Here is a 19870-nt window from a genome sequence, read left to right on the forward strand (position 1 = left end):
ATTATCATGGCAGATATCCCTTTTGATTGCCTGCAAAAGCTGAAAGAGATGATGGGCAGCCCGAAGAGGGTGCTTGAAGAAGAAGCAGATTTGTTCAGCTTTTCCTACGATGCCTCGTTCGGCACCTACAGGCCCGACCTGGTTCTGCAGCCGGTGACAGCAGAAGAAACAGCGGGCATCGTCAGGCTTGCGAATGAATATAAGGTCCCATTGTATCCGCGTGGAAGGGGAACCTCCCTCAGCGGCGGCCCGCTTGCTGTGCGCGGCGGGATTGTGCTCGATTTTTCACTGTGGAACGATAAGCTTGAGATCTTCCCTGATGATATGGTGGCTGTTGTGTCCCCAGGAGTGCTGACGGCAATGATTAATGATGAAGCCGGCAAGTTCGGGCTAATGTACCCGCCTGATCCGAGCAGCGCCCATGTCTCGACCATCGGCGGCAATCTGGCCGAGAATTCCGGCGGTCCGCGCGGCTTGAAATACGGGGTGACCAAGGATTATGTTATCGGGCTTGAATTTGTGACACCTGAGGGTGAAATCATCCGGACAGGCGGCAGGACGGTAAAGAACGTAACAGGCTATGACCTGACCAAGCTGATCGTCGGCTCGGAAGGCACGCTTGGCATCATTACAGAAGCGGTGCTGAAGCTGATTCCGAAGCCTGCGGCTACAAAGACGGCACTCATCAGCTTCCAAGATCTCGTTAGTTCCGGCCGGGCAATTTCAAAGGTGCTGACCTCAGGTATCCTTCCTTCCAAAATGGAAATCATGGATCAGGCCTCTGTGCTGGCGGTGGAGCAATATGAGCCGCTTGGACTGCCGCTTGATGCCGAAGCTGTATTGCTATTGGAGCTTGATGGCCACCCGCTGGCGATTGAAGAAGAAATGAAGGTTGTGCGCGAGGTGTGTACGGCAACAGGCGCATCTGATGTTAGAATAGCCGGAAACAAGGCAGAGGAACAGGAGCTGTGGCGGGCAAGAAAGCTGGTGTCCCCTGCCATCGTCCGCATTAAGCCGACGAAGATATCCGAGGATGCCACCGTCCCCCGCAGCAAAATACCTGATATGTTTGCGAGGCTGAAGGAGATCCGGGACCGATTTGGGATCCATCTTGTAGTCTTCGGACATGCAGGCGATGGCAATCTCCATCCGAATATCATAGCTGACCAGCGGGACAGCGAGGAGATGAAAAGGGTGGAGCAGGCGGTGGAAGGAATTTTTAAAGCGGCGGTGGAGCTTGGAGGTACGCTGTCAGGCGAACACGGCATCGGTGTCATGAAGTCGCCATTTATGGAAATGGAGCTTGGGAAGGCAGGGTTGGATATGATGAAGCGGATTAAAGAGGCATGGGACCCAAATAATATCATGAACCCGGGAAAGATTTTCCCTGAGCCAGGACAAAGGCTAGTGCTGCATAATGGCTGAACAGACCAATGTCCTCGAGAAGCTCGCTTATGCCGAAACCTTCAGCTGTGTGCAATGCGGCTATTGCCTCCCTTCCTGTCCGACCTATACGACGATGGAAAAAGAAACCCACTCGCCGAGAGGGAGAATCAATCTGGTCAAGATGGCGGCAGAGGGCCGGATCTCGATCGAAGATATGGCCGGGCCAATGGAGCTGTGCCTCGGCTGCCGGGCATGTGAGCCTGCCTGCCCGACCAATGTCCAATATGGGCGCATTTTGGAATCGGCTCTTGATGCGGTATCAGAGCATCGGAAGGGCCAGGAGAACCTCAAGGAAAAAGCACTCAAAAAGCTTGTCTTCGACTACATATTCCCGAACCGGCCAATGCTGAAATTCATAGGATCCGGCCTGAAAATCTATCAGACTCTTAAAGCAGATGTGCTTTTAAGGGAAATGAAGCTGCTGCACCTGCTGCCTGAATCAATGCGGAATCTGGAAAAGGTGATGCCTAAAGCAGAAGGCGGGAGACGCAGGCAGCATGTGCTTCGGTATGGGGAGGCCAAGCCTAAGTACAGGATCGGTTTTTTTGCCGGCTGTGTGATGGATGCTGTTTTTTCCAAGGTGAATGATTTGAGCATGAAGCTTTTGGCAGCAGCCGGCTGCGAGGTTGTTTTTATCGATGAACAGACCTGCTGCGGGGCGCTCCACCAGCACAGCGGCGAGCGTGAAAAAGCGGTGGAGCTGGCAAAAAGGAATATCGCGGCCTTTGAAAAATATGAAGTTGATTATGTGATTAACAGTATTGGCGGCTGTGGTGCCGCCCTTGTGGAATATCATCATCTGTTTGAAGCGGGCAGCAGCTGGCATGAGAGGGCCAAAGCTTTTGCCGCTAAATGCAAGGATATCAGTGTCCTCCTCGACAGGCCGGAGCTTCCTTTCCGGCAGGAAATCAGGGGTAAGGCAGTCTACCAGCCGTCCTGCCACCTGAAAAATGTCCAGCGGGTTGCGAGTGAGCCTGTCAGCCTGATCCATAAGGTTCCAGGAGTGGAATACAGGTCTTTTCCAGAAATGGATATGTGCTGCGGCTCGGCCGGCATTTATAATATTGTGCACTATGGGGAGTCAATGGAGATTTTGGACAGGAAGATGGGGAATGTCCAGAAGGCGGGACCTGATCTGATCATTAGCACGAATCCGGGCTGCCATCTGCAGATGCTGCTTGGAGTAGAGCGGGAAGGCCTCCAGGGGCAGGTAAGGGTTCTCCATCTTGTCGAACTGCTGGCGGAAGCCTGCGGCATTAACTAGGAAAGGTGTGGCAGAATGTACGATTATATTATTGTAGGCGCAGGGATTGTCGGCCTTTCAGTCGGCATGGCTATATATGAAAAAAATCCTGATGCAAAGGTGGTCCTTCTTGAAAAGGAAAAGAAGGTTGCCGCCCATCAGACCGGCCATAACAGCGGAGTGATCCACTCAGGCATCTATTATAAGCCGGGCAGCTATAAGGCCAGGTTTGCCAGGCAGGGCAATCGTTCAATGGCCGAGTTTTGTGAGACTCATGACATCGACCATGATATCTGCGGAAAAGTGATTGTGGCTTCGAATGAGAGGGAGCTGTTATTGCTTGAAGATCTTTATCAGCGCGGCCTGCAGAACGAGCTGGCGGTCCGGAAGCTGACTAGGGAAGAGCTGAGAGAGAAAGAGCCGTATGTTAACGGGCTGGAAGCCATTCATGTTCCGATGGCCGGCATCGTCAACTATGGCCAGGTGTCAGAAAAAATGGGCGAGATCATCCGCCGGCATGGCGGTGAAATCAAGCTTTCCAATGAAGTGAGGAGCATCACAGAGCTGAAGGATGAGGTGGCGGTTGAGACAGACAGGGAAACGGTAAAGGGAAGGTATTTGATCAATTGCGCCGGATTGCAGAGCGATCGTATCGCAAGGCTTGCAGGTTACCATGTCGACCTGAAGATCGTTCCGTTCCGCGGCGAATATTACAAGCTGAAGGAAGAAAAAAAGGGGCTCGTCAATAATCTGATTTATCCGGTCCCAAACCCTAATTTCCCATTCCTGGGCGTCCACTTCACCAGGATGATCGGCGGCGCCGTCGATGTCGGCCCCAATGCGGTGCTGAGCCTGAAGCGGGAAGGCTACAAAAAGACCGACTTCCACCTGAGGGATTTTGCCGAAGTCATGGGCTATCCTGGCTTCTGGAAAATTGCTTCTAAATATATGAAGGAAGGGCTCGATGAAATGGTTCGTTCTTTCAGCAAGAAAAAGTTTGTAGAGAACGTCCAGCAGCTGATGCCGGATATCCAGGAGGACGACCTTGTCCCGGCAGAAGCCGGTGTCCGCGCCCAGGCACTCCAAAGCGACGGCAGCCTTGTTGATGACTTTTTCATCGTTAACGGAAAAAGCAGCATTCATGTCTGCAATGCCCCGTCACCGGCAGCCACAGCCTCTATTGAAATTGGCAGAGAAATCGTACGGAAGATCCCGGCGCTGCAGGATGGCAGGTCACTTGCTGCCATTTAAATTCAGCAGGTCCGGGCGGCGGATTAATTGCCAGCAAATGCCGTTGAATGAACAGCCGTCAGCTCAAAATGCTGCCGGCTGTTTTTATATAAAATGACTGTCGTAATGTTACGGAAGCCGTCAAATCTGTAAAGGAATTGCTATGCAATTTACATCTTTCTGTTATCTTGTCCTGATAGAATGTTTGTATAAGAAAAGGGATTAATATTTTTCAATAGAAATACCAATAGACATTTTTTTACAAATAGTCTATGATTATAACATCTTTTTAAAAAAAGGACATTATGGTGACAGAAAATGGCTAAAGATGAACAATTCATCCAAGTGCTGCAGCATGCACTGGAAAAGGCTCAGGAGGAGAAAAAGCTCACTGTGGCCGAGCTGATGGCAGAGATTACAGAAAAGCTGAAGCTGATGGTTAAGACATATGAATAGATAGATTGCAGCGGCTTCTGTTTGGAGGCCTTTTTTTTTGCCTTAAAATAAAATGGTGCTGACCAGCTACATTTTTTTCTTTCGACCTAAATTTTACCACTGTTATTCCGATATATCTATTAAGCTACTATTTATAAAAGGGATAGGGGAGTATAATGGGGCAGAAAAAGAATGACATTATTAAAAAAATCGCTGTTTATATGCTGAATGTGGCAATCCAGGCAGCGGTCTCAGGCATGATCATCATAGCCATCTATTCACTGATTTTCAAAGAGCCTGTGATTTCGGCAGAATCTGCTGCACTGCTGGGATTGATCATCCTGGCATTTGTCCTCTCAGGATTTATTAACTTTGCTTCTTATGCAAAGCCGTTCAATGAAATCCAGCGTTTTGTGGAGCGGGTGAGCCAGGGAGATCTGTCAAAGCCGGCTGATATAAAGGAGCTGGGTCCGCTGAAAAGCATCAGTGGACCGCTGGAGCATATGCGGGGCGGCCTTCAGGAGCTGATTGCCCGCGTCAAGGATACGGGAGGCACTGTGTCCCGGTCATCAGGTTCTTTAGAGCAAAGAGTGGCAGATACCAATGAGAGCCTCCAGGGAATCAAAATGCAGATCATGGAATTTCAGCAGACTGTCTTTCAGCAGCTGCAATCAGCCAATGAAGTTGCAGTCACGATGGATGAGATGTCGGTTGGCGTCAGCAATACCGCTGAAACGTCAAGCCTTGTCAATCAGGCATCAGCAGAAACAGCAAGCCTTGCGGTATCAGGCAAGCAGCAGGTGCTGGAGGCTGCTGAAAAAATGCATGGCATCGACCAGTCTTTCAACTCACTTGAAGAGGCAATTAACGGCTTTCTTGAGGGTTCAAAAAAAATTGCTGCTATAACAAAGGAAATATCGGATATTGCCGGGCAGACTAATCTGCTGGCGCTGAATGCAAGCATAGAAGCGGCCAGGGCCGGGGAGCACGGGAAGGGTTTTGCTGTTGTCGCCCATGAAGTAGGGAATCTGGCCAGCCAGACTAATCAGTCTGCTTCAAATATATCTTCAATTATCCAGCAGCTGCAGGAGGATGCGGATGCCACATCGGCTGCCATGAAAAAGACCAATCAGGATGTAGTAGGCGGCAAGCTCTCCATTGATGCTGTCGTACAATCCTTTGAAAGTATCCTGGGTTCTGTTGATAATGTAAACGGGCGCATCCAGGAAATATCGGCAGTGAGTGAACAAATGGCAGCAGGAAGCGAAGAGGTGGCGGCAAGCGTTGAAGAGTTATCCTCTCAATTCCAGCATGTCAATGAACGGCTGGTGGAAGTGGTCAGCCATGTTGACGGCCAGACCGCAGACATGGAAACAGTCAAAAAGGAATCACAGGCCCTTAATGAAATTGCGGCAGACCTCGATGGGATGCTACATAAATTCAAGGTTGAGAGCTAAAGAGAAGGACAGCGGCATCCGCCGCTGTCCTTTCTGCATATACCGTTTTGGCAGAGTGCACCATTCAAGCAGGTTCCCATATTTCAATCGGGGACATACTGACTTTTTGATACAGGCTGCTGATTTCTTCATGTAGCTTTGTGTCCTCCGAGGACAGCTTCAATAGCAGCTGCATATCATTCAGAGCGTCTGACACTTCCCTCAGGTGCAGATGCTGCTTATAAGTCAGGTTCAATAGCCTGATGATGGAAAGCTCCAAATCCCTCCGATAGTCATCTGCCCACTTGGCCTTGAATTGCGGCAGCAGCTTTGGCGGAATCTTGCCGGCTGCTTTTGATTTCAAGACCTTCATTGCGGCCCAGTCATCTGCTTCCAGCGCCTGGTTCAGCAAATGGCTGAACTGCAGGGCGTCAATTTCAATATCCCGGTTCATTGAAATAATATTGTTTTCGATTGTGAAAGGATCGGGAATCCCGCCTCCCTGAAATATTTTCCGCAGATGGGTCAAGCTGACACGGAGCTGGTTCTGCGCATTGGCAACAGGAAGCTCCGGCCAAAAGACCTCTGCCAGAATATTCCTTGAAACGGGCCCGTGAAGGCACAAGTAAGCAAGGATTTCTTTTGCTTTGCGCTGGTTCCATTTCCCTTCAATCACTGTATTGCCCGCTGTTACTTTAAATTCATCAAGCATACAGACTTGGATCTTATCTTCGTTTGGAGGAGGCGTCTCGAAAGCTGCCTCCAGCTGAAGGAGCAGCTTTTGTGTGTAAGAACTCCGCGCATCGGGCTTTACTTCAGCCATTGCTGCCGGATCTGCCAGGAACTCCCGGCACCTGGCCAGCGTCATTTCCGGCTGGTCGAGCTGGATCAGATGAGAAGCAGAAGGGATGATATATTTCCTGCTCTGCCTGATATAGTCGCTGCTCAGCATGACGAGTGATGATGGATAAAAGTGATCGAATTCCCCGGCTAAAAATAAAATAGGTATATTCATATGTTTGAAATTGATTATGGACGATCCTGAGATTAAATGCCTGGTTAGAAAGTACGAATGCAAATCAAGCCTCGAACAGGCATCTTTTAAAAGAAAATAATGAGGGCCGATCGATTTATAAAGCAGGTGGCTGATCCAGAATTCTGCCAGCCCTTCTTTATCAATGAGCGGCATGCTATTTTCAGAGGGTGATTTTCTGATGCAATCCGCAAGATTTACGGCAGGGGTAGAAAAGGCAATGAACGAAAGGATCCTGCTTGGGTTCAATTCCTGCCATTGGGAGCCGAAATATGCCCCAAGGCCCTGTCCGAAGAAATGGAAAGAAGAGGATCCGGTCTCTTCCAGGATGGACTCGAAATCTTCATTCAAAGTCTGCCAGTCCATGGTTTTGTCTGCCATGCTGCTCCACCCGTGCCCCCTAAAGTCAAATGTTATCGTATGATAGTCTGCCAGCCCTGGAAGAATAAGCTTCCAAACAGTGCTGTCCAGACCAAGACCGTGTGCAAAGATCAGGGTCTCTGCATCAGGATTGGCTGATCTATTCAACTCAAAGCTTATTCCCCGTTTTGTCGTATTCATGTTGTCCTCCGATATTTCATTCCGGCAAAAGCCATTTATTATATTATCGGCAAAACTTTCCCTTTTATTAGAAAAAATATCATGATTGAGCTTGGTTCATACAAACCAAATACTAATTTTTTTCAAAAAAATTGAACTCAACAATTGATACATCAGGACAAAAGTAATATGATAATAGTATGAAAATTGAAAAAGGCAAACCTATTGAAAAGTAGGGACGCAAAGCCGCGAGTCTAAGGCGCAAGCTATGATCGTCGGGCTGCCAGGGTGATAACGTGGAATAGCTTTGAAGTTGATCTTAGTACTTTCGGAGCTAATCGGCCGAACCTTTTGGCGCAGTTACTGAAAGGAAAGGATGGAGAAACATGAGTTTTTTTGGTACACCGGAGTTTTTTGAGGAGCAGCTGAGAAAGGCTGCAGAGAGCGGGAAAAATCTATCAGCGAGCATCTCCCAGCTTGAGCACGAGCTGAACTTTAATTTCATCTGTACAGACAGCCTCCGGAAAGAATGCCTGGCCAACCTGATGGCTGCAGGCAGGAAGCTGGATCACCAGCTGTCATCATATAGCGAAAAACATGCTGCAGTTGTGTAGCAAAAAAAGAGAGTGAAGGAATACATCCCTTCACTCTCTTTTTTTCTATTCCTGGCGGTCAGCTCCATAGCTGATCAGGTTGGCGAAGGTTTTTAACCTAGATCTTTCGATAGAAGAAAAGCTAGAATAAATAGGTGTTTTTTCAGCGCTTGGCAATCAGGATGACGACATCGAATGGCTCTTGTCCGGGGAGGCCAGGTGGTGAGGGATATTTATTTATTATAAAACAGCATAGAAATTTTTCGGTTAGCAGATTTCTCTTTTGAGCTGGTTCGACAAATATCGATTAGATGCTTGTCAACAGTCGAAAATGGCGCCACATTGACAGGTTTGATTGAATCTTCATGAGGGTAGATATACCCAGCTATACATTTTGTGAAATGCAAACTTATTGAAAAATAAGGGCGCAAAGCCTCGGGTCTAAGGTTCTGCAGGGCTATGACGGCCGGGCTGCCGCATTAGGAGACTGTTAAGATGGGGTTGCCGGAAAAGGTTGATAGGGATTGGCTTGAATTGATCTTAGAAGCAAAGAGCAGCGGGATTTCAATAGAGGAAATCCATAGCTTCATCAATGGCACTCACCTATATTGGAGCTCAGCACACAGTGAAGAGCAGGGAGATAATTAACAAGGGACAGCGGTTGACTATACATAATATGCCTGTAGTGTTAAATCTCTTGGTTTAACACTTTTTTTATGCGCAAAAGCTTTTCGACGAAGTCAGCATTTTTCTGGAGAAATGTGTCACCGTCTACGCCTCTAGCCCTACCCCTATTTACAGTCCTGGTCTATGGAAAAGAGGAGTTTTATCGTGTATTGTTGAATTAAATAAGATAATCTTACTTTTTCTGTCAGTGGGAAAGATTGGGTGAAACCTATTCTGTCTTAAACCGTATGAGTAGATAAAGCAGGATTTTATGTCAGGAGTCGATACAAATGAACCGGATTGTTTCGTTTCTTATAGGCACAGTACTGGCTGTCCCGTTCGCCGGGTCGGTCTGGACGGTCAGCTATTTCGGATTTGACCAGACGTTTTTCTTATCCGGGCTGATAGCAGGCGGAGCGGCTGTGTTAGTATATCTGGCCGCATTCCAGATCGGGCGTGTCCGTTTCCTCAGGAAGCACGGGCTGACGCGGAGGGAATACAAGTATATCAAGACAAACCTTGCAGAAGGGAAAAAGAAAATTTCCCGCCTGCACAAATCATTGTTTGCGATCCGCCATCTTCCTTCTTTGAAGCAGCGGATTGAACTGATGAGGATCACACGGAAGATTTACAGGCTGACGAAGAAAGAGCCGAAGCGTTTTTACCAGGCGGAGCGGTTTTATTTTTCCCATCTTGATTCTCTGGTGGAAATGACGGAGAAATATGTTTTCCTCTCCACCCAGCCGAAGAAGAACCTTGAAATCGACCAGTCGCTGCTGGAAACCCGAAGGACCATCAATGAACTCTCCCAGACGGTTGAGAAGGATTTGTACGAAGTGATTTCCGATGATATTGATAATCTTAATTTTGAAATAGACGTGGCAAAAAACTCGATTAAAACGTGGAAGGAAAACCGATTACCTGAAGAAAGCAGGAGGCTGAAATGAGCGAACAAAACCCATCATTAACGAAAAAGACGAGCAGTCTAATGGATGATATCCTTGCCGACCCGTTCGGCGACATGAATGGCGGACCTGCCCTGGAGCTAGCGAAAGAAGAGAAACCGGTGAAGCTCATAGACGTGATCCCGGAGGAAAACCGCGCCCGGGCTTATCAGATTGCCGAGCAGATCGACCCGCGCAACCACCAGGCCATGATTGCTTATGGGACTCAGGCGCAGACGAAGCTGCTCACCTTCTCGCACAGCATGCTCGAGCATGTCCAGAAAAAGGATATCGGAGAGGTCGGTGATATCATCAATGACCTGATGAAGCGCCTCAATGATATGAATCCGGATGAACTGAAGCAGGGCAAGCAGTCGCTGTTTTCCCGCATGTTCGGAAAAATCTCCGATTCTGTCCAGGAGATCCTCTCCAAATATCAAAAAACAGGAGCGCAGATTGACCGGATCAGCGTAAAGCTGGACCGCAGCAAAAATGTCCTTTTATCCGATATCCATATGCTGGAGAAGTTATATGACACGAACAAGGAATATTTCCACGCTCTCAATGTCTATATTGCAGCGGGCGAAATCAAGCTCGAGGAGCTTCATGAGCAGACAATCCCGCAGATGAGGAAGGAAGCGGAATCATCAGGCGACCAGATGAAATTCCAGGAAGTCAACGATATGCTTCAGTTTGCGGACAGGCTGGACAAGAGGCTGTACGATTTAAAGCTGAGCCGGGAAATTACGATCCAATCCGCCCCGCAGATCCGCCTGATCCAAAACACGAACCAGGCCCTTGTCGAAAAGATCCAGGCATCCATCAACACTGCCATCCCGCTGTGGAAAAACCAGGTGGCAATTGCCCTGACCCTTATCCGTCAGCGCCATGCGGTTGAAGCGCAAAAGCAGGTCTCAAAAACAACCAATGAGCTGCTCTTGAAAAACGCGGAAATGCTGAAAACCAATACCATTGAAACGGCCAAGGAAAATGAGCGCGGCCTCGTGGACATTGAAACCCTCAAGAAAACTCAGGAAAACCTCATCTCCACCCTGGAAGAAACACTCCGCATCCAGGAGGAGGGCCGCAATAAGCGGCGCCAGGCAGAAAGTGACCTGGCTTCTATGGAAAATGAACTGCGCCAGAAACTGCTTGATATAAAAAGTTCGTAAAAAAGCCTGCATTGCAGGCTTTTTTATTTTCGTATGCAGGTTTATTTTCTGGAGATTGGGGTAATTACCCACTAGTCCTCAATAAGTGGCAATTTTTGTATATGCACAAAAGCGGTCATATGTCACTCAATATTGCTGGTAAATTGGATTATTTCTTAAGAAAATTTGACAAATTACCGCAAAATAGGACAAAAGTCTGTTAATATGGTAAAGGATTTACCGATATTAAAGGCGTATGTCTTTATCAAGGGCAAAATCACTGAAAAGTGGTGACGCAAAGCTAAAGGGGCCTCAGCCAAACCGGCAACGCCAGCCAGCTGCCATCATACTAGAAGGAGTTTGAGTTGATGTCAAAATATTGGATGACACCTGAAGAAATTCAGAGGAAGAAAGCAAGAAACAAAACGCTATTATACATTTCTTTTTTTACAGCAACGATTCTGATCAGTGCGCTTGTGACCTTGCTTGCCAATCAAATTTAATGTACCGCTGAAAAAATGACCTCAACTTAGAGGTCATTTTTTGCGGTAAAAGCATTTTACTCATCTGCCCCGTAATCTGCCATCTGCATTTCCAATTCCTTGTTTATAAGCTTTTTTTCTTTCACTAAGCCTTTGTCGAACAAATCCTTCCATCTGTCCATGCCTAAAGTCACAGTTCTGACGTCGAATCAGCATTGACTAGGTCCTCTTTGGTATAGACATCTATACACTTATTTCGCTAACCTAAAGATGTAATTATTTGAATTTTTAAATTAAAGGGAGGGGAGGAGAAAGTCCGGTTCGTGTTCAGAGATGATAAAAGGAGGAATAAGATGAAGAATAAGTCTGTGAAAGTGACATTGGCTGCCATCCTGAGCCTAAGCGCTGTGGCTCCTGCAGTTATGGCAAGCGACAGTCCTGAAGCAAAAGAAAAAGCGGGGGATCCGGAAATGAGTTCTTCAAAGTTTATGCCTCCTGTTCCATTTCCATGGGATCATCCGGGAAAATCATCGCCGGTGCTTCATCCGGGATCTGCCAGGGGTGCAGGCATGGTTGAAGGCCCGCTCAATGAAATCGATGGAATCATGGAGGAGATGATTGATTCCAGGGTGATGCCCGGTGCAGTGGCGCTTGTGGCCCGGCGCGGCCATATCGTCAAGCATGAAGCCTATGGCATGGCTTATCAGTACAAAGATGACGGATTGACAGAAGCCGATCAGCCTATCTCCATGGCGAAGGACACCATCTTTGACCTTGCTTCCATCAGCAAAATCTTTACAACAACAGCCGCTATGCAGCTGTATGAAAAAGGCCTCTTCAATCTTGATGATCCGGTGGCTGATTATCTGCCTGAGTTTGCAGCCGGCGGCAAGGAAGAGGTGACCATCAGGCAGCTGATGACCCATACTTCTGGATTCACGGCATGGATTCCTCTCTATTCACAAGGGAACAGCCGCGAAGACCGTATCTCAATCGCCCTGCAATATCCGCTTGCCAATGAACCGGGGAGCACTTATACATACAGCGACCTCAACATGATTGCCCTCGGAGCCCTTATTGAAAAACTGTCAGGCAAGCGCCTGGATGAATATGTGAGAGACCATATTACCAAGCCTCTTGGCATGAAGGATACCATGTATAACCCTCCCGAAAGTCTGAAGGACAGGATAGCAGCCACTGAATATCAGCCTGCCCTTGGGCGCGGCCTTGTCTGGGGAGAGGTTCATGATGAAAATGCCTGGTCGCTTGATGGCGTCGCCGGTCATGCCGGTGTCTTTTCCACAGCTGGAGACCTGGCGAAGTTTGCACATATGTATGTAAATGAAGGTACCTATGGCGGAAAGCGCATCCTGAAAAAAGAAACAGTCAGGACGCTTACGGAAAATCAGATCCCGCAGTTTCCAGGCGATGACCACGGACTAGGCTGGGAGCTGAACCAGGGCTGGCTCGGCGATGCGCTGACAGATAAAGATTCACTCAGCCACACAGGCTACACAGGCACTTCAGTTGTCATCTCCCAGAAAAATGACACCATTGCCATCCTGCTGACCAACCGGGTCCATCCGACAAGGAATACCGTTTCAACGAATGGAGCAAGAAGGGCATTTGCAAGACAGGTGGCAGACAGCATTCCGGTCAGCATCCCTGGCAAGCAGCCGGCCTGGTTCTCGGGCTATGGCGATAATACAGAAAAAAGCCTGACAGCTGAAGTCGATCTGCATTCACAGGCGGTTCTCTCTTTTGAGACCTGGCACCGGATTGAGGAAAACAGCGATTATGGCTATCTGGAAATCTCAGCAGACGGTACAAATTGGACTGAAGTCAAATCTTTTACCGGAAACAGCGAAAGCTGGAGCACGGTTAAAGCTGAGCTTCCTGCAGATACTAAGCTCATTCGCTTCCGCTATAAAACCGATGCAACCGTCAACGGCAGAGGCTGGTACCTGGATAATATAAAAATCTCTCCTGAGAAAGGTAAAGACATAAAGCCTGAGTTTGCGAGTGAAGAATGGCAAAAACGCAGCTATTAAATGTTAAGGAGGAATGGCTTTGAAAAAGCTCAAAACGATTGTAATGACTTTTCTGGTTCTGATCCTTGGGTTATCCGCCTGGCTTCAGCCTGCAGCGGCAGCCGGCAAAAATAAGGTGAAGGATCTCGTCCTCCTGCAGAACCTGCCGGAATCCGAGACGCAGTTCAGCGGAAAAACATTGCAGCTTAAAGCACTGCATGTCTATAAGGAAGGGCATTTTCTAGGAGTCTCCAAGAATCTTGACTGGAACTCCTCCAATAAAACGGTCGCCAGGGTATCTGATGACGGAACTGTAACACTGTCAGGAAAAAATGGCCGTACTTTTATTACCGTAACAGATGGAAAAAATAAAGACCGGATCGCCATTGACGCAAAAAATCGCAAATCCGGGTTTCAGGCAGAAATCCGCAAGGAAAAATCAAAGCGCTATCGGCTGGTCGATGATGCTGTCAAAGCAATGAAGCTTGAAGAAAAAGTCGGGCAAATGCTTATGCCGGATTTCCGGACCTGGAAAGGCCAGAACGTAACAGAAATCCAGCCGGAAATTGAAGCGCTTGTGAAGAAATACCATCTCGGCGGCGTCATTCTTTTCCGCGAGAATGTCGTGACAACCGAGCAGACAACGAAGCTGGTCTCACAATACCAGGAAGCATCAGAAAAATACGGGCTCCTGATGACGATCGACCAGGAGGGAGGCATTGTCACCCGCCTGCAGTCTGGAACTGATATGCCGGGCAATATGGCCCTTGGTGCCGCCCGTTCCCCTGAAACTGCCGAAAAGGTGGGGAAAGCCATTGGTGAAGAGCTTGCTGCCCTCGGCATCAACACCAACTTCGCGCCTGTCATGGATGTGAATAACAACCCGGATAACCCGGTCATCGGTGTCCGCTCTTTTGGAGAAGACCCAGAGCTTGTAGCTGAAATGGGTGTCGCTTATACCAAGGGACTGCAGTCAGCAGGGGTTGCGGCAACAGCCAAGCACTTCCCTGGCCACGGCGACACAGCAGTCGATTCCCACCTTGGATTGCCTGAGGTCCCGCATGATAAAGAGCGATTGAAGGAAGTGGAGCTGTATCCATTCCAAAAGGGGATGGAAGCAGGCATTGATGCCATCATGACGGCACATGTCACCTTCCCGAAAATCGATGATACAAAAGTAATTTCACAAAAAACAGGTGAAGAAATTGCCCTCCCGGCAACCCTTTCCTACAAAGTGCTCACAGAGCTGATGAGGGAGGAAATGGGCTATGAGGGAGTCATTACAACAGATGCGATGAACATGAATGCCATCGCAGAGCACTTTGGGCCTGTTGACGCAGCGATCCGCTCCGTCAAAGCAGGAACAGACATTGTCCTGATGCCGGTCGGACTCGAAGCAGTCGCTGAAGGGCTGCTGGCTGCTGTTAAGTCAGGAGAAATTTCGGAAAAACGGGTCGAAGCTTCTGTTAAGCGAATCCTGACTTTGAAGCTCAAGCGGGGAATCATCAAAGAAGAAACACCGGAGGACCTGAACCAAAAGATTGCCAATGCCCTTAATGTCGTAGGCTCTGCCGAACATAAAGCGATTGAAAAGGAAGCAGCACAGAAATCAATCACCCTTGTGAAAAATGAAGGAGCCCTTCCGCTATCAGCGGCAGACAGTGATTCTATCCTCGTTATCGGCAGCACCTATATCAATGATCTGGGGAAAGCAATAAAAGCACGCCACGCTAATACAGAAATCATAGCATCAGCTGACTTCAGCCTCACGGCAGAACAACTGGAAAAAGCGAAAAAAGCAAAAGCAGTCATCGTCGGCTCCTACACGTATAATGTTTCCGGCCGCTCGCCTGACAGCGCACAAATGAAAATGATCAACAAGCTGATCAGCGAAACAGATGCACCAGTCATCACGGTAGCCATCCGCAATCCTTATGACATCATGGCCGTGCCAGGCACAGATGCCTATCTTGCGCAGTACGGATTCCGCCCGGCAAGCTTTGAAGCAACTGCAGGTGCGATTTTCGGAGAGTTCGCGCCAGCAGGAAAGCTTCCAGTGACAATCCCGTCGCTTGAAGGCGGAACTTTGTATGAATATGGCCACGGTCTGAGCTACTAAAGCTGCCGGCAGGAAGGCAATCTTCCTGCAGGACTATTTTTTCAATATGAAGGGTTCCAGTGCCTGGATTCCAGGGCTGGGGCTTTTCTCAAAACCAGGGAGGGGTCACATTGAAAAAACGCTTGATCATTATGCTGTCATTGATTCTCGTACTGTCCGCCCTGTCTGCAGCAGCCTTCGCAGATAACGGAAAGCATAAAGGCAAAGATAAGAAAGCGAAGAAATTCGAGCTGGGCATCGAGGTGCTGCTCGATGATCAGAAGGAATTAATAGAAGGAAAGCGCGTCGGCTTGATCACTAATCCAACCGGCGTCGATCAAGAGCTTAATAGTATTGTAGACCTCCTTCATAATGATCCCGAAGTAGAGCTTACAGCCCTGTACGGACCTGAGCATGGTGTAAGGGGAAGCGCGCAGGCCGGGGAATATGTCGAGTTTTATACAGATGAAAAAACGGGTCTTCCCGTATACAGTCTCTATGGGGCAACCAAAAAGCCAACCCCGGAAATGCTGGAAAACGTCGATGTCCTGCTGTTTGACATCCAGGATGTCGGAACCCGCTTTTACACCTATATCTACACCATGGCCTATGCAATGGAAGCCGCAAAAGAGAACGATATCCCATTCATCGTCCTTGACCGCCCGAATCCGCTTGGAGGCACTGAGGTGGAAGGGCCAGTTTTGGAAACACCGTACAAATCCTTTGTCGGTAATTACGAAATCCCGCTTCGCCACGGGATGACCGTCGGCGAGCTTGCCAAGCTGTTCAATGAGGAATTCAAGATCAGCGCAGACCTGACAGTCGTCAAAATGAAGGGCTGGAAGCGTGATATGCTTTATGACGAAACGGGTCTCCAATTCGTCATGCCATCACCGAATATGCCGACATTGGATACCGCCCTAGTATATCCGGGAGCTGCCTTGATCGAAGGCACCAATGTATCGGAAGGCAGGGGAACGACGAAGCCATTCGAGCTGATCGGAGCACCGTTCATCAATGCCGATAACCTGGCACAGCAGCTCAACAGCCTGAACCTGAAGGGTGTCAGCTTCCGGGCAGCATCCTTCACACCATCGATTTCCAAGCATGCCGGCAAACTGTCCCACGGCATTCAGATCCACATCACAGACCCTGATGAATTTGAACCAGTTAAAACCGGACTGCATATCGTCAAAAGCATCCATGACCTGTATCCGGAGGACTTTGCATTCCGCGCTGAAGACAGCCGCGGCATCTCCTTCTTCGACCAGCTCATTGGAAACGGCTGGGTCCGTGAAGCCATTGAAGAAGGAAAATCTGTTGAGTGGATTGAATCGCAGTGGAAGGATGAGCTCAAAGATTTTACTAAAGTGCGTAAGGATTATTTGATGTACTAAGCTGGTGCCAGGCACCGCCGCTTTGCGGCGGTGTTTTTGTGTTTTGCGGGGGGATGGTGCCTGCGTTGAGCGATGAAATACATGAGTGAGAGTTTAGAGGGTGAGTCATGTATACGAAGAGCCTGATGGGATACATGAGATCGCGTTTAGAAAGGAAATCATGTATCCCAAACCCTTTCCCTCATTAGCACTCTCCACTCCCTAGCCCTTTACCAAACACACGCCCCCTTTTACAACCTTCGAAACCGGGTAAAAATAATAAAAACAAACACCAAGGATGTGATACCATGCCGCAGAAAGCCTATTTGATCAATACAAACCGTTCAGGCTGCCCGAATGGCAGGGATGAGAGGGATATGCTGGCCAATGCGAAGTGCGCGGCATATTTTTCGCCATGGAAAGAAAAGATTAAGAAGCTGCAGGAAGGGGATCTCGTATTTTTATATAGCAACAAGAGGGGAATCATCGCACGTGGTGTGGCGACAGGGGTTGTCCAGGCTGCTGATCATGAAGATGAGAACGGCATCCACTGGGATGAGGAATTTTATATGAAGCTCTATGATTTTGATATTTTGTCTTCCCCTATGCCGGCGGCCAATATCTGTCAGACTGCCGGGCATAAGATTATGTTCGGGCAGACATTGACACCGGTGAAAGCAGAAAGCGGGAAAGCGATTTGGGATGAGATTACAAGGCATTATATAAACACATAGAATTCTTCCTGCATCTTCGTTTTATGCCCGGAAATAAATAAAATAGCTTAGAAGCCGCTCCCGGTTTCTAAGCTATTTTTATGGCTTATTCATGATCTGTATGTTTAGAACGTTCGCTGATAATTTTCAGTAGAAGGAATTTGTCCTGTGGGGATAGCATGGCCCAGCTTCCTGCTTTGATTTTCATTAGTACCACTCCTTGTGTTTTTTGATTGATAAAAAACGAATATTCTGCGGCAGCTAGATGAGTAAACCAACAATGTAACAGCAAGACCTTTTTTCTCTATGATAGTTTTCCCTAAATTCTTATTATCTTTATACCGCCATTTATTGTAAATGAAACAAAAGAAATATTGACAAGATACGACTCTATTCACGGGGCTTTTTCTTATTTCCTGAGAAATATTTGTCTGATTGCCAGAGAGAATCCAAAATCACGGAGATTAGTGGCTGATCGTAATAAAGGTATGTCGAAAAGAAAATAAAAAAAACTCCCGTCAAAGAAGTTTTTTTTGTTAATGCTGATTATTCCTTCTGATCATGATTACTGATTACCTCTGTCAAGGTATCAGAGAAATCCGTGAACGCTCCTGTTATTCCCCAAGCCACCCCTTCTTCCATTTCATTCTGTTTATTAATCGTATAAGGGTGTACAAGCAGTCCATTTGCCCGCGCCTTTTTTACATATTCTTCATCGATCATATTATAATTCGGGCCAATGCCGGCTGCGTACTTCTGCAGCTTCTTGATGTCCTGATCTGTCAACACAGCCTTTTCTTTGTAGGAGATCAGCTGGATCAGAGGGATGTCAGGTTCATTCCGGTGAATCCTTTTCAGACTTTTGCTGCTGAAAGACTGGATGATTACCCGGGCATTGTCCTTTTTGCTGCCTATCAGGCCATACTCATGCAATAGCCTTAAGAGTTCTGCCTCCATCCCGGGATATAAATCAGGAGACTTGGTTTCTATATAATAGTTCACACTGCTTCCGAAATGCTGAAAGATTTCCTCTAACGAAGGAGCCTTCAGGCGGCTGTATGCCGGGTCGGCATAACCGGGATGCTTGCGGTTGAACCAGGAACCCGCATCAAGCTGCTTCAGCTCCTCCAATGTAAAAGACTGGACGGCACCTGATCTATTCGTCGTGCGGTCAACCTTTTGGTCATGCATGGCAGCGAGCTTGCCGTCCTTCGTCATCTGCAGATCAATTTCAATATAGTCTGCGCCAAGCTGGGCGGCCATTTCATAGGAAGCAATCGTATGCTCCGGGGCATAGGCCGAGGCACCGCGGTGGCCGATGACAATAAAGCTGTCTGAGGGACTGATGAGGTCTTCCTTTGATGAAGAGCATCCAGCTATGGAATAGAGAAGTATATATATGATTACAAATTTCATTGGCATGGACTGTCACCTGCTTAAAAAAGTCTTCATTGAATATAGCCAGTATAAACGGTTTTACTTCTTTTTATAGCATAACGGCAAATTTGTGTAAAATAAACCCATGGGATTTATAGGAATTAACTTAATATAAAAAATAGTTTGACAATTATCTGTTTATAAATGTAAGATATTACTAAGTTAATATTTTGTGATGGAGATGCTGGAGGCTCACATAGTTTGCTTAGGGGATTTTATCTAAGCATATTTGTGGCCTCTTTTTATTTGGATGGGGAAGGAGGGATGACTATAACGATAACCATATCGGCTTTAACCATTATTGAAAGGCTGTTTCTGGCTGCTCTTCTCGGGGGCCTGATAGGATGGGAAAGAGATTTAAGAAACAAGCAGGCTGGATTTAAGACCCATCTTCTCGTTTCTGTCGGCTCTGCTTTAATGATGATTCTATCCATTTACGGTTTCAATGAAACGATCGACCATGTTAATGCCCGGTTCGACCCAGCGAGGCTGGCTCATGGTGTTATCAGCGGAATAGGATTCCTTGGGGCAGGAGCCATTTTGAAGCACTCCAATAATAGTGTTTCCGGCATTACAACGGCGGCGACTCTGTGGGTGGTCGCGGCAATCGGGCTCAGTGTTGGAAGCGGCTTCTACCTTCCTGCCTACATAACCACAGGCATTGTACTTTTGAATGTATTTGTGCTGAGAAGCCTGGAGTTTAAGTTCCTGACTCCATACAAGTTCTTTGTCTTTACATTGACTGTTTCGGAAGAAGCAAAGGTGCTTGGGAAGCTGAATAAGGTACTGAAAAATGAGAGCGCCTTCATTGAAGCGATCACAATGGCAGACGAATATTACTTCCTGGAGGAGGGCTATATATCCCTTGATATCAGAATCAAAATATCTTCCCGGAAAAATATTCTTTCATTATATGAAAAACTATGCAGTCTTGAGGGGGTAAAGCAGGTCCAGCTGGATCATAGTCCGCTGACAGAAGATTTTCGCAAGCAGGATAAAATGTAAGCGTTTAACTAA

General features: G+C 47.7%; 17 protein-coding genes and 3 riboswitches. Of the genes, 15 read left to right on the forward strand and 2 right to left on the reverse strand.

The features are described 5' to 3' along the window. The first annotated feature begins 6 nt into the window (after nt 1-6). From CYJ37_RS08930 to CYJ37_RS28005, 5 genes are all read left to right on the forward strand, one after another. On the forward strand, nt 7-1425 hold the full coding sequence (locus CYJ37_RS08930) for an FAD-binding oxidoreductase (RefSeq protein WP_101549224.1): 1419 nt from the start codon (nt 7-9) through the stop codon (nt 1423-1425). After that, a complete protein-coding gene (locus CYJ37_RS08935; RefSeq protein WP_101549226.1) occupies nt 1418-2710 on the forward strand; it encodes a (Fe-S)-binding protein in 1293 nt (430 codons plus the stop codon). The genes CYJ37_RS08930 and CYJ37_RS08935 overlap by 8 nt, the downstream gene beginning before the upstream one ends. Nucleotides 2711-2725: 15 nt before the next feature. Next, nucleotides 2726-3940 (forward strand): L-2-hydroxyglutarate oxidase, encoded by a 1215-nt coding sequence (gene lhgO, locus CYJ37_RS08940; RefSeq protein ID WP_101549228.1) that lies wholly within the window; start codon nt 2726-2728, stop codon nt 3938-3940. A gap of 297 nt (nt 3941-4237) precedes the next feature. Beyond that, nucleotides 4238-4375 carry a hypothetical protein gene (locus CYJ37_RS27125; RefSeq protein WP_165352640.1) on the forward strand — a complete coding sequence of 46 codons (138 nt, stop codon included), beginning with the start codon at nt 4238-4240 and terminating at the stop codon, nt 4373-4375. Nucleotides 4376-5058: 683 nt separating this feature from the next. Further along, nucleotides 5059-5811, forward strand: a complete 753-nt coding sequence (locus CYJ37_RS28005) for a methyl-accepting chemotaxis protein (protein ID WP_374703155.1) — start codon at nt 5059-5061, stop codon at nt 5809-5811. Nucleotides 5812-5875: 64 nt separating this feature from the next. Here the strand turns inward: CYJ37_RS28005 and CYJ37_RS08950 are convergent, their stop codons facing one another. Next, nucleotides 5876-7384, reverse strand: a complete 1509-nt coding sequence (locus CYJ37_RS08950) for an alpha/beta hydrolase (RefSeq protein WP_101549234.1) — start codon at nt 7382-7384, stop codon at nt 5876-5878. Between the two features lie 184 nt (nt 7385-7568). Further along, nucleotides 7569-7651, forward strand: a riboswitch (cyclic di-GMP riboswitch). A 98-nt stretch (nt 7652-7749) separates the two neighbouring features. Between CYJ37_RS08950 and CYJ37_RS08955 the strand changes: the two genes are divergently transcribed. The 9 genes from CYJ37_RS08955 to CYJ37_RS08990 all read left to right on the forward strand — a co-directional run bounded on the left by CYJ37_RS08955 (nt 7750) and on the right by CYJ37_RS08990 (nt 17437). After that, on the forward strand, nt 7750-7977 hold the full coding sequence (locus tag CYJ37_RS08955; RefSeq protein ID WP_094768630.1) for a hypothetical protein: 228 nt from the start codon (nt 7750-7752) through the stop codon (nt 7975-7977). Nucleotides 7978-8348: 371 nt separating this feature from the next. After that, nucleotides 8349-8435: riboswitch (cyclic di-GMP riboswitch) on the forward strand. A gap of 16 nt (nt 8436-8451) precedes the next feature. Then, nucleotides 8452-8604: an anti-repressor SinI family protein gene (locus CYJ37_RS08960; RefSeq protein WP_101549236.1), complete on the forward strand. Its 153-nt coding sequence runs from the start codon at nt 8452-8454 to the stop codon at nt 8602-8604. Between the two features lie 308 nt (nt 8605-8912). Next, complete coding sequence (locus CYJ37_RS08965; RefSeq protein WP_101549238.1) at nt 8913-9569, forward strand: 5-bromo-4-chloroindolyl phosphate hydrolysis family protein; 657 nt, start codon at nt 8913-8915, stop codon at nt 9567-9569. Next, nucleotides 9566-10738, forward strand: coding sequence for a toxic anion resistance protein (locus CYJ37_RS08970; protein WP_101549239.1), 1173 nt, complete (start codon nt 9566-9568; stop codon nt 10736-10738). Before CYJ37_RS08965 ends, CYJ37_RS08970 begins: the two co-directional genes overlap by 4 nt. A 239-nt stretch (nt 10739-10977) precedes the next feature. Further along, nucleotides 10978-11063: riboswitch (cyclic di-GMP riboswitch) on the forward strand. Between the two features lie 22 nt (nt 11064-11085). Beyond that, a complete protein-coding gene (locus CYJ37_RS27700) occupies nt 11086-11220 on the forward strand; it encodes a hypothetical protein (RefSeq protein WP_257964203.1) in 135 nt (44 codons plus the stop codon). 332 nt (nt 11221-11552) lie between these two features. Next, entirely contained in the window at nt 11553-13250 is a 1698-nt protein-coding gene (locus tag CYJ37_RS08975; protein ID WP_022544419.1) for a serine hydrolase domain-containing protein, read from the forward strand. A 13-nt stretch (nt 13251-13263) separates the two neighbouring features. Further along, nucleotides 13264-15348: a glycoside hydrolase family 3 protein gene (locus CYJ37_RS08980; RefSeq protein ID WP_101549242.1), complete on the forward strand. Its 2085-nt coding sequence runs from the start codon at nt 13264-13266 to the stop codon at nt 15346-15348. Between the two features lie 131 nt (nt 15349-15479). Beyond that, nucleotides 15480-16724, forward strand: coding sequence for an exo-beta-N-acetylmuramidase NamZ family protein (locus tag CYJ37_RS08985; protein WP_374703156.1), 1245 nt, complete (start codon nt 15480-15482; stop codon nt 16722-16724). Between the two features lie 287 nt (nt 16725-17011). Next, nucleotides 17012-17437: a hypothetical protein gene (locus CYJ37_RS08990; protein ID WP_009792938.1), complete on the forward strand. Its 426-nt coding sequence runs from the start codon at nt 17012-17014 to the stop codon at nt 17435-17437. Nucleotides 17438-17962: 525 nt separating this feature from the next. On the opposite strand, the gene CYJ37_RS08995 is transcribed toward CYJ37_RS08990, so the two are convergent. Continuing rightward, a complete protein-coding gene (locus CYJ37_RS08995; protein ID WP_257964204.1) occupies nt 17963-18838 on the reverse strand; it encodes a glycerophosphodiester phosphodiesterase in 876 nt (291 codons plus the stop codon). Nucleotides 18839-19117: 279 nt separating this feature from the next. On the opposite strand from CYJ37_RS08995, the gene CYJ37_RS09000 reads away from it, so the two are divergent. Beyond that, nucleotides 19118-19858: an MgtC/SapB family protein gene (locus CYJ37_RS09000; protein ID WP_101549693.1), complete on the forward strand. Its 741-nt coding sequence runs from the start codon at nt 19118-19120 to the stop codon at nt 19856-19858. The last annotated feature ends 12 nt before the right edge of the window (nt 19859-19870 follow it).

It is taken from the genome of Bacillus sp. UMB0728, assembly GCF_002858875.1.
Lineage (GTDB): Bacteria > Bacillota > Bacilli > Bacillales > Cytobacillaceae > Bacillus_AB > Bacillus_AB infantis.

Bases quoted from the DNA above. Each gene is read 5' to 3' on its own strand.
- CYJ37_RS08995 (WP_257964204.1), bottom strand. From the start codon at position 18,838: ATGCCAATGAAATTTGTAATCATATATATACTTCTCTATTCCATAGCT.
- CYJ37_RS08990 (WP_009792938.1), top strand. From the start codon at position 17,012: ATGCCGCAGAAAGCCTATTTGATCAATACAAACCGTTCAGGCTGCCCG.
- CYJ37_RS08970 (WP_101549239.1), top strand. From the start codon at position 9,566: ATGAGCGAACAAAACCCATCATTAACGAAAAAGACGAGCAGTCTAATG.
- CYJ37_RS08975 (WP_022544419.1), top strand. From the start codon at position 11,553: ATGAAGAATAAGTCTGTGAAAGTGACATTGGCTGCCATCCTGAGCCTA.
- CYJ37_RS08980 (WP_101549242.1), top strand. From the start codon at position 13,264: ATGGCTTTGAAAAAGCTCAAAACGATTGTAATGACTTTTCTGGTTCTG.
- CYJ37_RS08950 (WP_101549234.1), bottom strand. From the start codon at position 7,384: ATGAATACGACAAAACGGGGAATAAGCTTTGAGTTGAATAGATCAGCC.
- CYJ37_RS08935 (WP_101549226.1), top strand. From the start codon at position 1,418: ATGGCTGAACAGACCAATGTCCTCGAGAAGCTCGCTTATGCCGAAACC.
- CYJ37_RS08930 (WP_101549224.1), top strand. From the start codon at position 7: ATGGCAGATATCCCTTTTGATTGCCTGCAAAAGCTGAAAGAGATGATG.
- CYJ37_RS08955 (WP_094768630.1), top strand. From the start codon at position 7,750: ATGAGTTTTTTTGGTACACCGGAGTTTTTTGAGGAGCAGCTGAGAAAG.
- CYJ37_RS27700 (WP_257964203.1), top strand. From the start codon at position 11,086: ATGTCAAAATATTGGATGACACCTGAAGAAATTCAGAGGAAGAAAGCA.
- CYJ37_RS09000 (WP_101549693.1), top strand. From the start codon at position 19,118: ATGACTATAACGATAACCATATCGGCTTTAACCATTATTGAAAGGCTG.
- CYJ37_RS08960 (WP_101549236.1), top strand. From the start codon at position 8,452: ATGGGGTTGCCGGAAAAGGTTGATAGGGATTGGCTTGAATTGATCTTA.
- CYJ37_RS27125 (WP_165352640.1), top strand. From the start codon at position 4,238: ATGGCTAAAGATGAACAATTCATCCAAGTGCTGCAGCATGCACTGGAA.
- CYJ37_RS28005 (WP_374703155.1), top strand. From the start codon at position 5,059: ATGTCGGTTGGCGTCAGCAATACCGCTGAAACGTCAAGCCTTGTCAAT.
- CYJ37_RS08965 (WP_101549238.1), top strand. From the start codon at position 8,913: ATGAACCGGATTGTTTCGTTTCTTATAGGCACAGTACTGGCTGTCCCG.
- CYJ37_RS08985 (WP_374703156.1), top strand. From the start codon at position 15,480: ATGCTGTCATTGATTCTCGTACTGTCCGCCCTGTCTGCAGCAGCCTTC.
- lhgO (WP_101549228.1), top strand. From the start codon at position 2,726: ATGTACGATTATATTATTGTAGGCGCAGGGATTGTCGGCCTTTCAGTC.